Genomic DNA, 18,671 nt, shown 5'->3' on the forward strand with positions numbered 1-18,671 from the left:
TAGCAAAAAGCTGTCGAATGCCTCACGTAGCTGTTCACGCGCACTTGCGCTAGTCGGCATAGGTTACAATCTTCCCATTTTGAGTATAGATGCCAAACCGCTTGCCGATCTTGATCTTCCAGCCCATCTTACCATTTCTTAGTTTTACTGGCTTCTTCTCATGGCCATAGGCGTCCCAGAGATCAACCGCCCTATTCGTGTACTCCACCAGGTTGCGCCCTTTGCCGTGCTCCCCCAAATGATATTGAATGGCGGCAGTTTTTCCACCCTCGTCAGCATTGAAGCTGACATTAGCCCACTTGCTAAACTCCTGACGCTCCGCCCCGGTGAATTTGATGCATCGCCAATCAAGACTCGCGTTATGAACCAGGATGTCAGCGGCCCCGGCACCCACATAATAGGTGTGGAGTTGGGCCACAGTAAAGTTATGAACTTTCTGATGATATAACGTCCACTTTCTAGTGGCGGCAACCTGAACCTGAGCACCCGAATCAGTTCGCAGCCAGGCTCCGGCGCTTAGTTGGGCGGCGGCAATCCAGGTGCGGGTGTCGACCCTCCAGAAGGGATGTTCATCGGTTGCTATCACGACGCCGGTAGCGTCGCCATCGAGTCCATCCGTATCGACGGTGATCTGAACGAGGGTTTTCGTGCCGACGCCAGCGATGAGATCGATAACGGGACGAGGTTTAGTCTCGCCTGTATCTGGATCGGTGGCGAGTACTTCGTCGCCGACCTCTACCTCCTCGATGGGTTTGCGCGTGCCGTCCGCCATGAGGACCAAGGTGCCCGGGACAAAGCTATTACACTTCTTTAATAGGTCGCCTGCTTTCTTGAATGCTCCCTTGATACCTTCTATTCCCTGTTTAAGCCCGAACTTGACTCCTCTTCCCACGCCTCCGGATGCCAGCATTGCGCATGAGCCGATATTGCTGTCGTCGAGGCATGCTTTGGCGTCCTCAAGGAAGAATTTGACAATCCCGTGTTGCTCTTCCCAAACATCGCCCTGGTAGCCAGGGCCGTCGAGAACAAGTCCAGCATTTTGAGCGAACATTGCACAGTTCCCCAGGTGGTAGTCCATGTCCACACCCGAGGGCGGAGCGCCCTGGCAATTAGCCTTATACAGCTCCAGAAACATCATGTTGTCCACGATGATCTGGGCTCGTCTTTTTCCTTCGGCTATTTCGGCCCGCCATTGCTTGCATTCGTCGGTTTTCGATCCCTTGCATCTGGCCTCAATGCATGGGGCGGTGAACCGGTCGCCGCCGCTGCATCCAGGGTCGGGTTTGAGGCCTTCAGGGTCGGCCAGGCCGATCGGGTCGTCGCCGGCGTAGCTGTAGGGGTTGAGCCACTGCGGCTTGTCAGTGTTGAGCAGCGGGTCGGTGGAGATGAAGCGGGCGATGGACGGGTCGTAGTAGCGGGCGGACAGATAGGTCAGGCCGGTGGAGTCGTCCTCGGTCTTGCCGAGGAAACCGCGGTCGGTGAAGGGCAGGTCATCGGCGCCGCGGCGCTGGCCGTAAGGCAGGTAGCGTTCCCGGCGGATCTGGCCGGTTGAGTCCTCGATGGCCAGTTGCGCGGAGCCGTGCAGGCCGGAGGCCAGCCAGGTGACGCCGGTGTTGTTGCGCAGGGCCACGACCGTGCCGTCTGGGCCGGTGTAGTACCGGGTGGTATTGACCAGGCCGCCGGAGGCGGTCACTTCCATGGAGCCGAGGTAGAGCGTGGCGGCGCCATCGGGGTTGCGGCGGATCAGCCGCTCACCGCCGGCGTCGTAGACCATGGATGTGTCCTGGCCGTCGATCGTGGCCTTGTCGAGCTGGCCGAATGCGTTCCAGGTGAAGGTGCCTTGCTTGCCGTCCACGGTGCGTCCGCTGAGCTGGCCCGCGTTGTCGTAGGCGTAGGTGTCGCTGCGACCGGGCCGGTTGATGGCGGTGACCGTGTTGGGTCGCACCGCCGAAGGGCCGGCGGGGGGGTAGGCGTAGGTGGACGTGCCGCTGCCGTCGGTCAGCGTGGTGATGTTGCCGACCGCGTCATAGGCGAAGGTCTGGTTGTAGGGGTCGATGCCCTGAGTGTCGGGGCCGGCCGTGCAGGTCGAGCCGGTGGTGGTGAACGCGGTGGTGAGCCGGCTGAGTCCGTCGTAGCCGAAGCATTCCGACTGGCCCGGTGTGGTGCCCGGGACGGCCGAGGCGGCATCCAGAATGCGGCTGATGCTGCCGGCTTTGTCGTAGGACAGGCGGTCGTCTTGAGCGATCTGTGGGGTGGTGGTGTCGGCTTTGGCGGTGGTGGTCAGCCGGTCCAGCCATCCGGTCTGCTCGTTCCAGGTGTAGGCGCGCTTGATCTGAGCGGTCGCACCGTAGGAGCGTTCGGCCAGCCGGGCGGTGGCGGTGTAGGCGGTGTCCTTGACGTAGGTGGCGCCGCTGCCGTAGTCGGAGGTCAGCCCCTGGGCCATCCCCAGGTCGGTGTAGGAGAGGGTGAGCTTTTCCGCGAGGAGATCGCCCTTGCCGGGCATGCCGTACTCGACCTGGTTGCCGGCTCGGTCGTAGCGTGCGGTGAAGTCATACTCACCGGCCAGCGGTCCCTCAGAGGAGGGGATCGTCAGCTTGGTGGCGGTCGGCCGGTAGGCGGAGTCGTAGGCGGTGATCGCGTCCACGTAGGCCTGGCCGCCGGTGTACCGGGTGGACGAGGTCAGCTGCCCCTTGGCGAGGGTGTCGTAGATCCACTCGGTCAGCTTGGTTCCGCTGCCGGCCTCTCCCGACCATTGGGCGGTGCGGCGCCCCAGATCATCGTAGGTGTGGGAGATTTTGGCGTTGTTGCCGTCGATGGACCACAGCAACCGGCCGGCGGCATCGTAGCCGGAGGAGGATGAGCCGGCGTCGGGGTCGGTTCCGGCGGTGCGACGGCCGAGCCAATCGTAGGTGAAGGTGCGAACGTTGCCGCTGGCGTCGGTGAGCTTGGTCAGGTTGCCGGAGTGGTCGTGGACGTAGGTGGTGTCGTGGTGGACGGTGGCGTCCTTCCACTCCTCGGTCTTGACCGTCCGGTCCTTGGTGTCGGTGACGGTGACGGTCTTGCCGCCGATCGGCGGGGTGACCTCGGTGCGCTCCAGGCCGGGATAGGCCATCGTGGTGCGGCGCAGTTCAGAGGCCAGGTGGAAGGCGATGATCGCGATGGGCCGTTGAAGGCCGTCGTAGACCGTTTTGTTCCACTGCGGCAGGTCCGTCAGGGCGGGATTCAGCAGGCCGCTTCCCGGTTCGTCCGGGTTGTGCACCGGGTTGGACTTGGCATGGGCCTGTCCGCGGGCGTCGTAGCCGGTCACGTTGACGATGCGGCCGCCTGTGGGTGAGAGCGTCTGCGTCTCGCGGGTTCTGCCCAGGCCGTCGTCATAGGAGTGCGCGGTGAGGTATTTCGCACTTGTGCCGCTGCCGGACAGCAGTCGCCTGATGGTGGTCTTGGCCGCTGCGGTCGGCTGCCCCAGATTGCCGGTAGAGGGGATGTGGTAGGCGAAGCTCGCCGTGGGTGTGCTGCCGCTTCGTGGTTCCGCGGGGCCCCACAGTGCCGAGGTACGGGTGAGCGCGTCGTAGTCAATCTCGGTGGTGTGGTTGTTCGGATCGGTCGTCGAGATGGGGAGACCGTGCAGGGCGGAGGGTTTGACGGTGGTGGTGTGGCCGAGCGGGTTGGTGGTGGTGATGCCGTTGTGTGGCCAGCCGGTGGTCGGGCTGTAGGCGGTGGTGGTGATCTTCTCTAGCGGGTCGGTCGCGGAGGTCGGCCGGCCATACCCGTCGAAGGCGGCTTTGGTCGTGTTGTAGTGGGAGGCTCGGTCGTAGACCCAGTTCTCGGTCGCGTTTCCGAGGGTGGGGGAGTTGGCGGATGGACTCGTCGCTCCGTCGTACAGGATGACCGACTTGCCCAGCAGGGCTCCAGTGGTGCAGTTGTCTCCGGCGCGACGTTCCACTCCCGCGGGGAGGTTGAGCATCCACTTGCTGGTGTTGCGGGCGTAGGTGGTGGTGATGCACGTGTTGTCGGCGGCGTTTCCGGTCTCGCCGTAGTCGTTGGAGGTGGCCGGCAGGCCGTAGGAGTCGTAGGTGATGCGTTGTTCGGTGTATCGCCACCCCGTCGTGACGGCCTCGCGAGCCACCTCACGACTCGTGCTGATCCTCAGCGGGTCGTAGATGCCGGGGCCGGTGCCGGTGGAGGTGCTGACGTACTCGTACCGATTGGAGGAGACCTCGGCGTAGCCGCCGGGTCCCGGGCCGGGTGGGGTGGTCGGGGGTGTGGTCGGCGTGGGGGTAGGTGTCGGGGTGGGGGTGGGAGTGCTGCCGCCTGAGCAGAGGCCGAGGTCTTTCCAGGTGGCGTCGGCGCCGGGTTCGGAGAGGGTGGACGCGGTGGCTTCCCAGTGGTGGTTCTTCCAGGTGACCCGCTGGCCCTTGGCATAGACGAAGAGGTTGAGCCATTCGGGGTGCGTGCAGGCCAGCATGCGGGCCGCCGGTCGGCCACCGCTGGGGGCGCTAGCCGCTCGTGTGATGGGTCTTCCGGCGGCGGGCTCGGGTTCGGCGGCGGGTGGAGCCTGAGACGCGGGTGCGGGGGCTGCGACGGTGGCGGGGTTGGTCACGGTGGTGGCGCGCCAGGTCTGTTCCTGCAGGGTACGGCCGGCCAGGACGCGGAGGTCGTTGTAGGCGTTGCCGTCGAAGTCGGTGACCTGGGTGTGTTTGGGAGTGCCGTCCGCGCGGGGGTCGTCGTACATACCGCGGTAGAAGGTGGCGCTGGTGACGCTGAAGTCCTCGGGTGCGGGGCCGCTGCCGGTGATGGTGCGGACCGTCTCATAGCCGCGGAAGTCGTCCCAGTCCTCGACCAGTACCTTGCAGTACTCGTTGGTGGGGCGTCCGCAGACGATCCCGTTCTGAGTCTCCGCCTGGAGGTAGGCGAACGGGCGGGCCCACGCCGGGGTGCCCACATACTCATACCGCGTCACCACGTCGGGGGATCCGCCGACCAGGTCCTTGTCGACGACCTGGGTGGTCAGCCACTTCAGGTACACCGCGCGGGCGGTGCGGGCGATGCCGCCCTCGTCGTAGTACGTGCCCAGGGTGGCCAGGTAGCAGTCACGGGCGTTGGCGTCCCAGCCGGAGGTGGGATACCCGGAGGGGAAGGGGCAGGGTTTGGCCTGGCCGTAGGAGATGTCGGTACGGCCGCCCAGCCCGTTGTAGACGGCCGACATCCGCGGGAAACGCACCCGGGCCTTGCCCTGGGCGTCGTTGTAGTCGGCGCGGTTGTCCAGCAGGGTCGCCTCGAAGTCGACCGGCGGCAACGCGATGTCGGGGCCGGTGCCGGCCAGGCCGACCGGGCGGATGGTGTCCAGCCACAGCACCGGACCGGCCGGCGGCAGCGGGTCCAGGATCTGGGTGTACACCCACTTGTAGCCGAACTCCAGGCGGGTCACCTCATCCCAGCCGCCGGTGGTGTTGGCGGTGGAGGTGACGATGGTGTTCAGCCGTTTGGTGATGAAGAACGTCGGCCCCAGCCCCGAGCACGTCGCCACCTCGCCGGGCGTCCCGGAGGGGCAGTCCAGCTCATCAGGGGTGTCGTTGTCCCAGGGGACGCCGGAGCTGGGCGGGGTGCCGCGATCCACCGCGTTGTAGGTGACCTTCGCGATCGGGGTGGTGCCGGTGATCTGCTTGTTGTGGCCGTACTCGGCCTGCTGCAGGTAGCCGCCCCGGTCATAGGCCAGCCGGGCGTCCATCGGGTCCCACGGGAAGCCGGGCTCGCACAACGCCCCGTGGATCATGCAGTACCAGTTCTCCTCCCGCTGGTAGCGGTAGTCGACCAGGTTGCCGTTGGTGTCGAGTTCCTGGTCCAGGTTCCACCGCCACGGCGCGAAGCAGAATCCAGGCAGTTCGCTGCTGCTGTACTTCTCCCGGCACGGCTCCCCCGCGTCGTCGCCGATGAACGGGGTCTGCCACATCGCGTCCCGCCGGTACCCGAACCGGAAGGCGGTGCCGTCCGCGGTCGTGACCAGCCAGAACGGCTGCTGGGTAACGCCGGAGGTGAGACGTTCGATCTTCCAGCCGTAGTCCTCCGCCGTCTTGTATCCGCCCGTCGCCTTGTCCTTCACGATCGCCGAGGACTTGCCCTCCAAAGACAGCACCAGGTCGGAGGTGGTGTAGTCGGTGGTCGCCGCGTCGCCGTCGTTCTCATCGGGGGACTCCCAGCACAGGTGCTTCCAGTCCCGCTGCCCGGAGTTCTTCCTGGTCTCGAAGACGTCGTCGGCGCACGGCCGGAACTTCTGCTCGATGAACCCGACCCCGGCGTCCCAGCCCATCCCGGCGACTGAGGCCTGGTTGTTGGTGTAGTTGGTGAGGCTGTCCACCCCGGAGGAGGAATACGAGACCGCAAGGTCGGGGCCGGGCCCGTTGACCGACGGCGGGACCGCGATCGGGTAGGAGTAGGAGAACCCGCCGCCGGACAACCCGACCTGCCAGGTGCCCGCCGGCTTCAGGTCGGTCGCGGCGAAGTTGGTGGTCCCCGACCCAGGGTCCTCCGCGGCGGCCGCTACCGCGAGCACGTACACCGACTCCGCCACGCCGGTACCGGCCTCGGCCACCGCCACGATCCGGCCGTTCTTGGCGTCGTTACGGACCGGGATCGCCGCCGCCGACCTCGCGGCCTTCGCACACGCCGCGTCCGGCTGCTCCCCCAGCACACACGCCGGCATCCGGATCAACGTCAACCGTGAGGCTGCGTCCCCGGGGAGGCCGCTGCGGAATGCGGCGTAGTCCACCCCGAGTGTGACCTTGCCCGTCTTGCTGTCGCCGTCGCTGCGGGCCAGCCGGACCGCCAGCCCCATGCCGCCCAGCCGCTTGGCCACATCCGCGCCGTAGGTCTCCACCCGCGTCTTGGCGGGTGTGTCCGGCCCGGCGGCGGCGAGGGTCACCGGCGAGTTCGCCACCCGCACCGCCGCGGCTCCCAGGGTCACGTCCGCGGAGGAGGCTTTCGGCCACACCGGCGCAGCCGGCTCCCGCTCCGTCAGCGGCGCGTCCTCCGCGCCGGTCGTGGAGGCGACCTTTTCGATTTCCTGCCCGTCAACCGACCGCTCTTGGGCGGCCGAGCCGGATAAATCGGGTTGCAGGATGTCGCTCACCACGCCCACGCCGGCCATCGCCACTACCAGCACCAGAGCACAGATCAGCCAAATTCGGACACGCCAAACGTCCACGCCGCAGCCTCCATACAAGAAACCCGCGACGCAACGCGTGGCCGTCGCTCATCCACTTAAGATCGATATAAAGACGATCACCTGGACTATCGATCGACGACGGCCGACAGGTCAATACGATCATCGCGATGCAACGACAACGAAGGGTGACGATACCCAGACGAACTGGTGCGAATGAGACACATCGCCCCAGGTCATCGCCGAGTCAACCGTCATGTCAGTCAGGAACCACCGTTGATAACGATTCGACTTCGGGGCGGCGCTCATCGACGCCACCCGCCTCGCACTCACCCAATTCCCCAAGGCCTGCAGACGGCAGGTAGCACTGATCCTGGTGGCAGCACCAGCGAGTTGCCTTGGCTCACCTGCTGCCGGAGACGGCGACCAACTCGGCCAGCGGGGCCGGGCTGGGACTGTAGGACAAGAAGAACGCCAGTTCGGCCGGGTTGCAGGCCGAGCGGCGGATCAGCAGCCGATGCGCAGGGCTGGTGGTGGCCACCAGCGCCCAGTCATACCAGCGGCGGCCCTTGGAGCCGTCCCCGCACGACATCCGCTGCCATGCACCGGCCGGAAGCCAGGCGGCCACCCGGTCGGCGCGGACCTTTCCCAGCCCGGTGGTGATCTGATGGTCGCAGGAGACGGCCAGCACGTAGCCGATCCGGCGGCTTTCCATGAACCGGCGCAGCGGCCCGTTACCGCCGTGGGCTTCATCGGCGCTCACCCAGGCGAACGTCACCCCGGCGGCAACAGCCCGCTCGATCATCGCCTGCAGCAGTTGTGGCTTGGTCGCGAACCGTGCCGGTTCGGGGGCCTTCGCCACAGCGCACCTGCCGGGGTCGTTCAGCCAGGACGCGGGCAGATACCGCTCCCGGTCGATCAGCGCACGGCCGCGCGGGCCGGCGTAGGCCAGGAAGACCCCGATCTGGCAGTTGGTGATCTTTCCTGCGGTGCCGGTGTACTGCCGTTGCACGCCCGCCGAGCCGGCGCCGCGTTTCTGGAATCCGGTGTCGTCGCCGGTCAGCACGCCGCGGGCATCGCCCAGGTGCGTCAGCACGTAGTCCCGTACATCGTCGCGAACCCCGTCGACGTCCCATCTCGCGGTCGAGAACAGCCGTTGCACCCCATCAGGCGTGCGATCTCCGGAGTACTCGGCAAGGGTCCAGCCGTTCTTGCGTTCCAGCCCTGACAGCAGGCCATGCAGGCACGCCCGGGCACGCAGCCGTACCTCTCGGCGTTTGAACCGCCCCGCGACCAGGGCGAACGCGTCATCGAGTCCAGTCCTCAACCAGCCCGCGTCGATCTGCTCTAGCCTGGCCAACGCGGCCACCGTTCTTATCGAGTCCATACACACCTCGATGATCGCAGCGGTGCCCGCTTTTGTGATCTTGTTCGCTTGTACGTACAGCCGGACAAGCGGGCCTCCCTCACGATGTGCGACTGCCCTATTGGGACCTCTTAGAGGGAGTTTTGCTAGCTCTCGTTCCGGTTCATGGCGAATAGGCCGGGTTCTGGTTCGGTGAGGATGTCGCGGCCGACCAGGCGTTTGAGTTTGGCGCGCATGCTCTCGATGTGGCGGGGCTGATCTCCGATGTTCAAAGCGCGGCACAGGTCCTTGGCGCGCAGGCCTCCGTCGGTGCGGGTGAAGACGGCAAGAACCTCCTGGTAAGCGGGCGGAAGTGGTTCTTCGGTGCCGGACTGGTTCTGCTCGTGCTGTCGCCCGGCGATCTCCAGCAGTGTCTGCCGGGTGAGCTGGAGGCGGGACACCAGTTGCTGAGCGTCTTCCAACCGGTCAGACAGCTCGGCGATCTCGGTGCGCAGCCGGTCGACCTGGGCGCGGGCGTCGTGCTCACGTCCGCCCAGGTGCCGTAACAGCTCATCGGGCACGACCGGGCGGTTCACGCCGCCAGGCCCAGCAGCGACGCCGGCCGCCAGGACGGAGTGGCTGTGCCGGTCAATCGACGGGCCATGTTGTCGGTCATCGACCAGTAGACCATCGACTCCGCGCTGGCGGGCCGGGTCTCGTAGTCCCGCACCAGGCGGCGGTGCAGCATCAGCGTGCCGTAAACCTGCTCGACCACCCACCGTTTGGGCAACGGCGTGAACCCCTTGAGCTGCGGATCGCGGTGGACGGTCTCCACCTGGATGCCCAGTGCGGCCCCACGCGCGGCGACGGCGTTCTTGAACCCCGCGTCCACCCACGCCTTGCTGACCGAAGGGTTGTCGATCGCGACCTTGTCCAGCAACGCGATGCCGATCGCGTTGTCGTGCACACCGGCGGCGGTCACCATCACCGCGATCACCAGTCCCAGCACATCGACGGCCAGGCCGCGCTTACGGCCCCGGTCCTTCTTCCCTGGATCCAGCCCGGTCGTGGCCGCCGGTGCGCTGACCGAGGCGCGCACGGTCTGGGTGTCCAGGATCACCGCGCTGGGGTCCTCGCGGCGGCCGGCCCGCTCCCGGACCTGGCAGCGCAGCAGGTCATGGATGGTCTGGTCGGTGCCGTCGTCGCGCCACCGGGCGAAGTAGTAGTACACCGCGGTGTGCGGAGGGAAGTCATGGGGCAGGTACCGCCACTGGCAGCCGGTCCGCGCTTGGTAGAGGATCGCGTTGACGATCTCTCGCATCGCGTATCGGCCTTGATGCCCGCTGACCGAGCGATGCCGCTGCTTCCACGCGGTGATCACCGGCTCGATCAGCGCCCATCGCCCGTCGGAAAGGTCGCTGGGATACAGCTCTCGCTTGCCCATGCTGCCAGTCCAGCCCACCCACACCGGACGTCAACCCTCTGTAACGACATCCTCACTCACACAACAGCTCACGCATGGGCAATCCCTCACAAAACTCCCTCTTAGGCCCGGCTAGCGCGCCGGAGTCCGCACGTAACAGAAGGCAGGTCAGCGGGCTCAGGCCAATGCCTCCCAGAGCCTGGAGCAAGTGTGGATCACCCGCCCCGAAACTCAGTTCAAGCACTATCCTGAGGGCTGGCGTTGAGATGAGCTCCCTCGGTTTTCTGACCTGCGGTTACTCATCCTTGGTAGCTGATGACGAACAGAGTCCTGGGATCGGGAGCGAGCAAACTGTGAGCGAGAACCAATTCATCAACGTCACCCCTCACCCACGAATCCTCGGGGTGTTGGGGGACATCGAGTTCTCCCACTGGCAGTGCCTCGCGGAGCTCGTCGACAACTCCTTCGACGAGTTCCAAGCTGCGGGCGAGATGGAAGAACGTCCCTCCGTCTCGATCACGCTGCCCACCGCCACAGCTACCCGGTCGACAGCCGCGATCGTGGTCAAGGACAACGGTCGGGGCATGAGCCTAGAGGCTGTCACTAATGCCATCAGCGCTGGTTGGACGAGCAACAGCAGGCATGGCTCGCTCGGCCTATTCGGCATGGGCTTCAACATCAGTACGGCGCGTCTCGGTCGACACACGACTATTCGCACCAGTCGCGTCGGCGACCCTCATTGGGTAGAGGTCGTTCTCGACCTCCCGAAGATCGCCGAGTCGCCTCAGTACCAGGCTCCATATCGTCTCGTCCCCAAGGCGAACTCGGCGGAGCACGGCACCACAGTGACGGTCAGCGATCTCAAGTCTGAGCAGTTCGAGGTCCTGAAGCGGCCTAAAACACAAACCGTCATCCGGGAGAAGCTCGGCGATATCTACAGCTACCTTCTACGGGAACGCGGCTTCCTCCTGACGATCAACAACAAGAAGGTGCAGCCGCGACTGCCGTGCGTCTGGGACGAGAGCCGATATGTCACACGGCTGGGCGTGCAGATCCATGCCATTCAGCACATCGATCTGCCGCTCAAGGACAAGAAGGCTTGCATGGACTGCGGCTACTGGAGCCGGGCAGACGCCGAACTGTGCGAGGAGTGCGGATCGGAGCGACTGGAACTGCGATCACGACGGATTTGGGGCTGGATCGGTATCCAGAGGTATGTCCATAGGTCTGACTATGGCCTGGACTTCCTCCGCAACGGCCGGAAGATTCTACCCAAAGACAAGCGCGTTTTCTACTGGCAGGATGAGGATGAACTCTCCGAACCAGACCTTGAATATCCCATCGACACCAAGGTTCCGACTGGTCGTATAGTCGGAGAGATACACTGCGACCACGTTGCCCCGAACTATCAAAAGACAGCGTTCGAGTTTGACACCCCTGAATGGCGTCAGGCCATTCGGACCATCCGTGGAATTAGCCCAATCCGCCCAAACAAGGCCAAGCAACTTGGCCTGCCGGAGAATGACAGCCCACTCGCCCTGCTTTTCAAGGGGTACCGGCGGCAGGATCCCGGACTCAACTACCTCATTCCCGGCGACGGTCACTCCGCGTTGCACAACAAGGCCCTCGAATGGGCCGTCCGCTTCCGTAAGGGAGAGGAGGCATACCGGACTGACGACATCTGGTACCAGTCCGCCTACCAACACGATCATCCGGCGGTTCCCGACCCCGACCCACAAGGTGGGGAGATCCTGCCAGGACTTGACGCCAACCTACTCAACCCCGACGCGGGTTACGCGGACCAGTCCTCGGCCACAGGAACCTCAACTCCCGTAACGATGGAGCCACAACCAGTAGAGGTTGAGGAGACGCTGGAGCAACGTCTCAAGCGATACAGGGATAGCGGGGAGCCTCTTGTCGACCTCGCGGGTGAATACGCCCTACCTGACTTGGGCGCCATCGAGCTCGCGGTCTGGGTAGCCCATGGTCAGCAGCTGATGACCAAAGACAAGGTGCCTGCCCCTGTGGTAGCGATCATGCTTCGTGCCCCCCTGCTTGAAGTCTTCGTGGATGTCGGAGCTTCGCTCTTTCAGGAGCAGGGGACGGACATCCGCGATCTGGCACTGGTGGAAGTCGCCGAGTACATGCGCGTGCGGGCGAACAAGGTCAACAGACCCCTAACTGAGATCGTCTCCCTCCTTAAGGCCAGAAGCGCGTCGGTCAAGCTCACGCCGACGGCCCTCGCGGACGAGGCTGAAAGGATCATGGATCAGGTGCGATCGGCCATGGTGTCGCAGGTCGCGCAGAGCCCGGCGGTTCATTGGGAACTGCTGACCGAGGCTGAGCGGGCGAGTTCCGAGCGGCGGTTCGCGATCGAAGCCTCCAACGCGACCACGTGGGATGACATGATCGCGAGCGGCGACTTCGTTCGTTACGTTCCCGCGAACGCTATCGTGCGTTTGATCGCCGCCAGCCCTAACACTTTCCTCGATGGGAAGGTCTTCAAGCGCTCGTACGAGGCACTTACCGACGTCACAGCGAGAGAGTTGGTGGTGGAGCGCCTGATCAACCCTCTTAGCGATCTGGCCCTCCTGGAACAGCATCGCCCGCGGCTCGATCTAGAGGAGCTCACGCGAACTCGTTCCAGCTGCCGACTCGTGGTCCGTGAACTAGCGGATAACAGCTAGGTGGAGAGGTGCCAAATTTCCTCTCTCCTCCCGCGCTGCTAGACGCCGGCCCACTCCAGTTCCCTCGCCAGGTCGAGCGACTCCTCTGGCACCTGGGATTCACATCGATCAGCAACATCGACGGACCAGGCGACGAGGGAGGGGACATCCTCGCGCGCCTAAAAGGTGAGGACTGGGTGATCCAGTGCAAGTGGAAGAAGAGAGGTGCAGTCGGACCGGAAGCAGTCGATGAGGTCGCACGAGCCCGGGACAGTTACCGTGCTCACCGCGCCGTTGTCGTCACGAACACTCGCTTCGGCCCTGATGCGCAGCGGCGTGCCGCTAACCTGGCTCGCCTCGGACCGCCCATCCTCCTGTGGACCGGTGGCGATCTCGTCGCAAGCTTCGATCGCATCCCTGTCCACTTTGGCGGAGTCACTCGCCGGTCGTATCAAGCAGAGGCGCTTCAATCGTTGAACCACGACCTCCATGACACGGGCCGCGCCTTGCTGGTCTTGGCAACGGGCCTTGGCAAGACCGTCGTTGGCGGGGAGGTTATACGGGAGCATCTCCTGAGACATCCCAGTGATCAGGTCCTTGTGGTGGCACACGCGAAAGACCTAGTCGCCCAGCTAGAACGAGCACTGTGGCGGCACCTCCCCAAGGAAGTGCCAACGCGCCTTTTGACCGGGGACACCAGGCCAGACAATCTATCGGGTTTGACCTGCGCCACGGTCACCTCGGCCTTGTCAGCTGCCCGCTTCGGGTATCGGCCAGGGCTCGTGATGATCGATGAGGCCCACCACCTTGGTGCGAACGGCCAATACGACGAGTTGCTAGCCCTCCTTGAGCGCTCGCGTCAGTTCGGTGTGACTGCCACGCCGTGGAGAGGCGACGCACATGACATCACGGATCAGCTTGGCCCTCCGAGCTTCACTCTCGGAATCGAGGAGGGGATGCGGCATGGATACCTTGCCCAGGTCGACTACAAACTGTTCGTGGATGACATCAATTGGGACACGGTCAAGCAGGCGAGCGCCCACTCGTACGGCCTGGCCGAACTCAACGCTCGCCTCTTCCTCCCGCAACGCGACGAATCTATCCGCGATCAGATCGCAGCCGTCTGGGCTGCCACAGTAAGACCACGGGCCATCGTCTTCTGCCGGACCATCGAACACGCGGAAAGACTCGCGGACGTGTTGCGCCGAACGCCGCTTTGGTCTGGATCGCTGGCGCTGCACGCTGGCCTAGCGAAGCGGGAACGTCAGAATCGGCTCCTTGCGTTCCGATCCGGCGAGGTGCCAATCCTGACGGCGGTAGACATCCTCAACGAAGGCGTTGACGTCCCAGACGTGAACATTCTCTGCTTCGCCCGGGTCACTCACTCGCGACGAATCTTCGTGCAGCAGTTGGGACGTGGACTGCGACTACGCGAGGGGAAGGATCGCGTCGTAGTCCTCGACTTCGTGAGCGACCTACGCCGCATCGCCGCCGCCCTCAACCTCAAGCGATCACTCGAAGGAGCCGGCGAGATCGAGACGCTGAACAAGGTCAGTCCTTCCCGCATCGACTTCAGCGACCAACGTGTCGCCACCCTCATGGAAGAGTGGATCAAGGACGCGGCCAGCCTGGAGACCGCGTATGACGAGTACCGCCTCCAATTCCCCACTATCCCCGTCAGTTGATGGCCTCGGAAAGCGCATGGACGCCCGGTCTGCTTGAGTCATCCGTGCGGAAATGTCGGACCCTTCACCTATTCTGATGAGGGTCCAACTCGGCAATAGATCATGCTCGCGTGACCGTGTTCACCACTCTCAGGAGCAGCAATGCCTCGCCTTAACCTTCCGCCTGACCTTCGTGAGCGTCTTCTCCTTGAGGTGTACCGCCAAGCGGACCAACTCGACTGGGAGTTCCTTACCAACCCCCAGAAGACCGCTTACTACAGGAAGTGGATCGAGGATCCGCAGATTGGCGGCGCGCTTCGGGAGCACCTCAGCGAGAAGGACATCCGGGTGTGGCTCAAGGACGTCCCCATGAAGGAGTACGCAAGATCCCAGGAAGGGATCGGACACTACGTACGGTATATTCCCACCCGTTTCCGAGGGCCCGATGAAGTCATCAAGGCCGCGCTCGGCTCAGGATGGACCATGGCGCCCGGCACAGTCGACGTGAAACCCAATCACTGTTGGGCAACGGATGGGAGTGTCGAGCGCTACGTGTGCTGGGGCAGAGACGCGCAGTTCAAGGACCTCGTATACGCCACCCTCACTGTCGCCGTAACCAGCCGCCAGGCGCCTACCATCGTCGTGGCGACCCGCGACGGCGAGCTCGTACCCGCCGAAAATAAGACCCTGCAGAAGAAAATGGCGGCACACTGCAAGATCGATATCACCTATCTACACCGATCGATGATCCCAAACCCGGATTACATCGGCTGACGCGGCAAACGGTCAACTCAGCCTCGGTCAGGTCGGTGCCGGTAGAGCCTGGAGCCGGGTCAGCGCGGAGATGAGCAGCTAGGCCCAGGGGCCATCAGTGCGGGATGCGCAGGCGTCGTCTGCGGCCTCCGCCTACCAGCTGTCCGGCGACGGTGAACAGGCGTAGCCGCAGTCGTTTGGTTCGTAGGGGCCGGCGTCGGTGCTGTCCAGGGCGAGCAGTTGCATCCAGGCGGTGAGGTCGCAGGCCAGGGCGACGATCTCCAGCCAGATTCGGCTCTGGGCCCGGTGGCGGTGGCGTAGTTCAAGATCGGCGAGCTGCCCGGTGCCGGTGACGAAGCACGTGAAGCGGTGTCCGTCGATGCACGAAGGTGGCTAGAGGTAACCAGCCGCAGGACGAGCGACGCCGGGAGAGTGACTCTCGAAGCGGTGGGCAACTCCGGCCTGTTCCTGATGCCCCCGAGGGACCGACCGTCATTCATACTGGCCAACCATGGACGATCCCTATGGAGCTTCCATTCGGTGGTGGAATGGACGCGCCGGTTGTCCGGGTGCACTGGATCGAGGGGGACCAGGCCCAGGGCCCCGGCAAAGTGGTGCGGACGGCCGTGGTGTCCAGTTCAGGGCTTGAGGTCGAGTACGGCATAGCCGAAGCGGCGGGGCAGCGGTCGGAGTAAGCGAACAGACACGGCCTTGGAGATCATGAGGTTCTCGACGCCAAATGATCAGAAGACCGTGCCTGCCCCCTCATCATTGCCGATCAACCCTGCCCTGGACCGCTTGGCCGAGGTGACCTGCGGCTCCTCGCCCGTAGTGGTCGCCGAGTTCGCCAGCCTGCTGGAGCAATTACGGCAGGTTCCCGATCCACGCGATCGCCGCGGGATCCGGCACGCGCTCGCTTCGGTGCTGGCGGTCGCCGCGGCGGCGGTACTGGCCGGGGCGCGGTCCTTCACCGCGATCGGCGAATGGATCACTGACGCCCCTGCCCAGGTCCAGGCCGCGCTGGAGGTCAGACACGACGTCTTGATCGGAATGCATCAGCCACCGCACGAGGCAACGATTCGCCGGGTGTTGGAGGTCATCGACGCCGACGTCTTCGACGCGATCCTCGCCGGGTGGCTGACCGCTCGAGCGCGGATGCAAACCGAGGCCGCCTCCGCACCCCGACGTGGGCGGCGACGCCGGGCGATAGCAGTGGATGGCAAGGCGCTACGCGGCGCTCGCCTGGCCGAACACAGCACCGTGCACCTGCTGGCCGCCTTCGACCACACCTCCGGCGTGGGCCTGGCCCAGACCGACGTGGACGGCAAAACGAACGAGATCACCCGGTTCCGGCCCCTGCTGGACGGCCTTGACCTGGACGGATGCGTCATTACCGCCGACGCCCTGCACACCCAGCGCGACCACGCCACCTTCCTGGTGACCGAGAAGAACCCCCACTACATACTGATCGTCAAGCAGAACCAGCCCACCCTGCACACCCAACTCAAGCGGCTGCTGTGGAAACAGGTCCCCATCGCCGACCGCCGGCGCGATCGCGGACACGGCCGCGAGGAGCGCCGCACGCTGAAGATGCTGACCGTCAAAGCGGGCCTGCTCTTCCAGCACGCGGTCCAGGCCATCCAGATCAAACGGAAGGTCAGAGGCCTGAACAAGGGAAAGTGGCGGACCGTGACCGTCTACGCCATCACCAGCCTGCCCACCTGGCAGGCTGGTCCCGCCGACCTGGCCACCTGGATCCGCGGCCACTGGAGCATCGAGAACAAGCTCCACTACGTCCGCGACGTCACCTACGGCGAAGACCACTCCCAAGCCCGTACCGGCAACGCGCCCCGCAACATGGCCGCCCTGCGCAACCTCGCCATCGGCGCCCTCCGCCTGACCGACGCGACCAACCTCGCCCAAGCCATCCGGCACCTCTCCCGCGACGCCACCCGACCCCTGGCCATCCTCGGACTCACGTGATCAACAGCAGCTCGATCGACTTTGCTGGGGCCCTGCCACCACTACATCACGGCTTCACCCCCTGCTCTGCTGAGCGCACGAAATACTCTCAGTGATTGCTTATCACCAGCACGCACCCAGCCAACTTCCTAGTTGATTTACCGTGAGCTGCAATAGGGAAATATTGCCCTCCGTGACGATCATGGAACAATTCGTGCGCCAATCTGCCGCAGGCCGTCGGCACGCCTCCCCCGAAGACACATTTTCGGTCACTCCCTATTTCGCGTATCACATTGTCTAAATTAGAATTATCACGAAGAAGTCACGGTCAACAAGATCGGTTGTCAGATTCCATGACTCAACTTAACCTAGGGGGACGGGTGATCGTTTGGATAGAGATACGGCCGCGTAAGTAGGGTGCAGATCTGGGGGACAACGCGTTGGCGGCTTCTAGTGGGCAGATGTCTGTGCTTACATCTGAACATTAAGGGGGAAATACACGATGAGCACGCGCCATAGCGACTCAGTTCCGCTCACCTGAATGCGCTGGGGACCCCGCACCTAACTGCTCACGCCAAGCATGCAACGCGATCAGCGCTTCATCTGGAAACCTTTTGCATACCTTCGGACGCGGATAAATCAAAGACCCTAAACTCTTGACCAAAGTTGTGACACGCGGATAAGTTATTGCTCACGCCACTTCAACAAAGAGAGAACTCACGGCTATTCCTAAAGGCGCGGACGGAGTCCCGGAAAGAACCCCGGCCGCAGCAGACATCTCTCGATGTAAGGAGCAGTACAAGGTGGGAAAGTTCAACGGAATACACAAGGTGAGCCTGGCCGCATCGGCCGCCGCCGTACTCACGATGGCCCTGGTCACCGGGGCTCCCAGCAGCATGGCGGCGAGCATCTCGATGCAGGCCCCTACGGCCATCACCGCTACCGATGACCCGCAACTCCTGTGGTCGTGCGGCTGGTACCGGGTAACTCCTACCGACCGAAAAGCTAATGCATCATGCACTATGGGTGCGGGCGACAACAGGTCCCGCGGAGTCTGGGACTGCGACTGGCAAACGGACATCTGGATGGACTGGCAGCATTCCAGCTGGTCGAAAAGTAATACGTGTGACACTTACCTAAATCACGTAACCACCATTCAAGAGTAGAAGTTGTTGCCGTTCGGCGCACGCAGATACGTTATCGCTCACGCAATTCGAAACAAGAGAAATTCACAGCTATTCTGAAGGCCGCGGACGGAGTCTCGGAAAGAACCCCCGCCCGCGGCAGACATCTCTCGATGTAAGGAGTAGAGTACAAGGTGAGCAAGATCAACGGATTACACAAGGTGAGCCTGGCCGCATCGGCCGCCGCCGTACTCACGATGGCCCTGGTCACCGGGGCTCCCAGCAGCATGGCGGCGAGCATCTCGATGCAGGCCCCTACGGCCATCACCGCTACCGATGACCCGCAACTCCTGTGGTCGTGCGGCTGGTACCGGGTAACTCCTACCGACCGAAAAGCTAATGCATCATGCACTATGGGTGCGGGCGACAACAGGTCCCGCGGAGTCTGGGACTGCGACTGGCAAACGGACATCTGGATGGACTGGCAGCATTCCAGCTGGTCGAAAAGTAATACGTGTGACACTTACCTAAATCACGTAACCACCATTCAAGAGTAGAAGTTGTTGCCGTTCGGC

Annotated in this window: 9 protein-coding genes and 1 pseudogene; 6 read left to right on the plus strand and 4 right to left on the minus strand. The window is 63.9% G+C overall.

What is annotated here, in order from left to right; all coding sequences use genetic code 11:
• Positions 1-49: 49 nt before the first annotated feature.
• The 4 genes and pseudogenes from MBA17_RS50490 to MBA17_RS19845 form a co-directional block, all read right to left on the minus strand.
• Complete coding sequence (locus MBA17_RS50490) at positions 50-7,201, minus strand: RHS repeat-associated core domain-containing protein (protein WP_455432797.1); 7,152 nt, start codon at positions 7,199-7,201, stop codon at positions 50-52.
• A gap of 364 nt (positions 7,202-7,565) precedes the next feature.
• A pseudogene (locus MBA17_RS19835) lies at positions 7,566-8,546 on the minus strand (IS701 family transposase); the annotation flags it as partial.
• Positions 8,547-8,671: 125 nt separating this feature from the next.
• On the minus strand, positions 8,672-9,100 hold the full coding sequence (locus MBA17_RS19840; RefSeq protein WP_238497985.1) for a hypothetical protein: 429 nt from the start codon (positions 9,098-9,100) through the stop codon (positions 8,672-8,674).
• Positions 9,097-9,948, minus strand: coding sequence for an IS5 family transposase (locus MBA17_RS19845; protein ID WP_238497986.1), 852 nt, complete (start codon positions 9,946-9,948; stop codon positions 9,097-9,099). The genes MBA17_RS19840 and MBA17_RS19845 overlap by 4 nt, the downstream gene beginning before the upstream one ends.
• Positions 9,949-10,280: 332 nt before the next feature.
• Between MBA17_RS19845 and MBA17_RS19850 the strand changes: the two genes are divergently transcribed.
• The 6 genes from MBA17_RS19850 (at position 10,281) to MBA17_RS19880 (ending at position 18,653) form a co-directional block, all read left to right on the plus strand.
• On the plus strand, positions 10,281-12,614 hold the full coding sequence (locus MBA17_RS19850) for an ATP-binding protein (RefSeq protein WP_238497987.1): 2,334 nt from the start codon (positions 10,281-10,283) through the stop codon (positions 12,612-12,614).
• A gap of 8 nt (positions 12,615-12,622) precedes the next feature.
• Positions 12,623-14,278: a DEAD/DEAH box helicase gene (locus MBA17_RS19855; RefSeq protein ID WP_238497988.1), complete on the plus strand. Its 1,656-nt coding sequence runs from the start codon at positions 12,623-12,625 to the stop codon at positions 14,276-14,278.
• Between the two features lie 141 nt (positions 14,279-14,419).
• Positions 14,420-15,031 (plus strand): hypothetical protein, encoded by a 612-nt coding sequence (locus tag MBA17_RS19860; protein WP_238497989.1) that lies wholly within the window; start codon positions 14,420-14,422, stop codon positions 15,029-15,031.
• A gap of 503 nt (positions 15,032-15,534) precedes the next feature.
• Positions 15,535-15,705, plus strand: coding sequence for a hypothetical protein (locus tag MBA17_RS19870; protein ID WP_238497990.1), 171 nt, complete (start codon positions 15,535-15,537; stop codon positions 15,703-15,705).
• Between the two features lie 112 nt (positions 15,706-15,817).
• Positions 15,818-16,993 carry an ISAs1 family transposase gene (locus MBA17_RS19875; protein WP_238498014.1) on the plus strand — a complete coding sequence of 392 codons (1,176 nt, stop codon included), beginning with the start codon at positions 15,818-15,820 and terminating at the stop codon, positions 16,991-16,993.
• A gap of 1,297 nt (positions 16,994-18,290) precedes the next feature.
• Positions 18,291-18,653 carry a hypothetical protein gene (locus MBA17_RS19880; protein WP_238497991.1) on the plus strand — a complete coding sequence of 121 codons (363 nt, stop codon included), beginning with the start codon at positions 18,291-18,293 and terminating at the stop codon, positions 18,651-18,653.
• The last annotated feature ends 18 nt before the right edge of the window (positions 18,654-18,671 follow it).

Source organism: Dolomitihabitans soli, assembly GCF_022213955.1.
Taxonomy (GTDB): domain Bacteria; phylum Actinomycetota; class Actinomycetes; order Streptosporangiales; family Streptosporangiaceae; genus Streptosporangium_A; species Streptosporangium_A soli.

Coding starts and splice junctions, on each gene's coding strand:
- MBA17_RS19845 (WP_238497986.1), bottom strand. CDS start 9,948: ATGGGCAAGCGAGAGCTGTATCCCAGCGACCTTTCCGACGGGCGATGG.
- MBA17_RS19860 (WP_238497989.1), top strand. CDS start 14,420: ATGCCTCGCCTTAACCTTCCGCCTGACCTTCGTGAGCGTCTTCTCCTT.
- MBA17_RS19870 (WP_238497990.1), top strand. CDS start 15,535: ATGGAGCTTCCATTCGGTGGTGGAATGGACGCGCCGGTTGTCCGGGTG.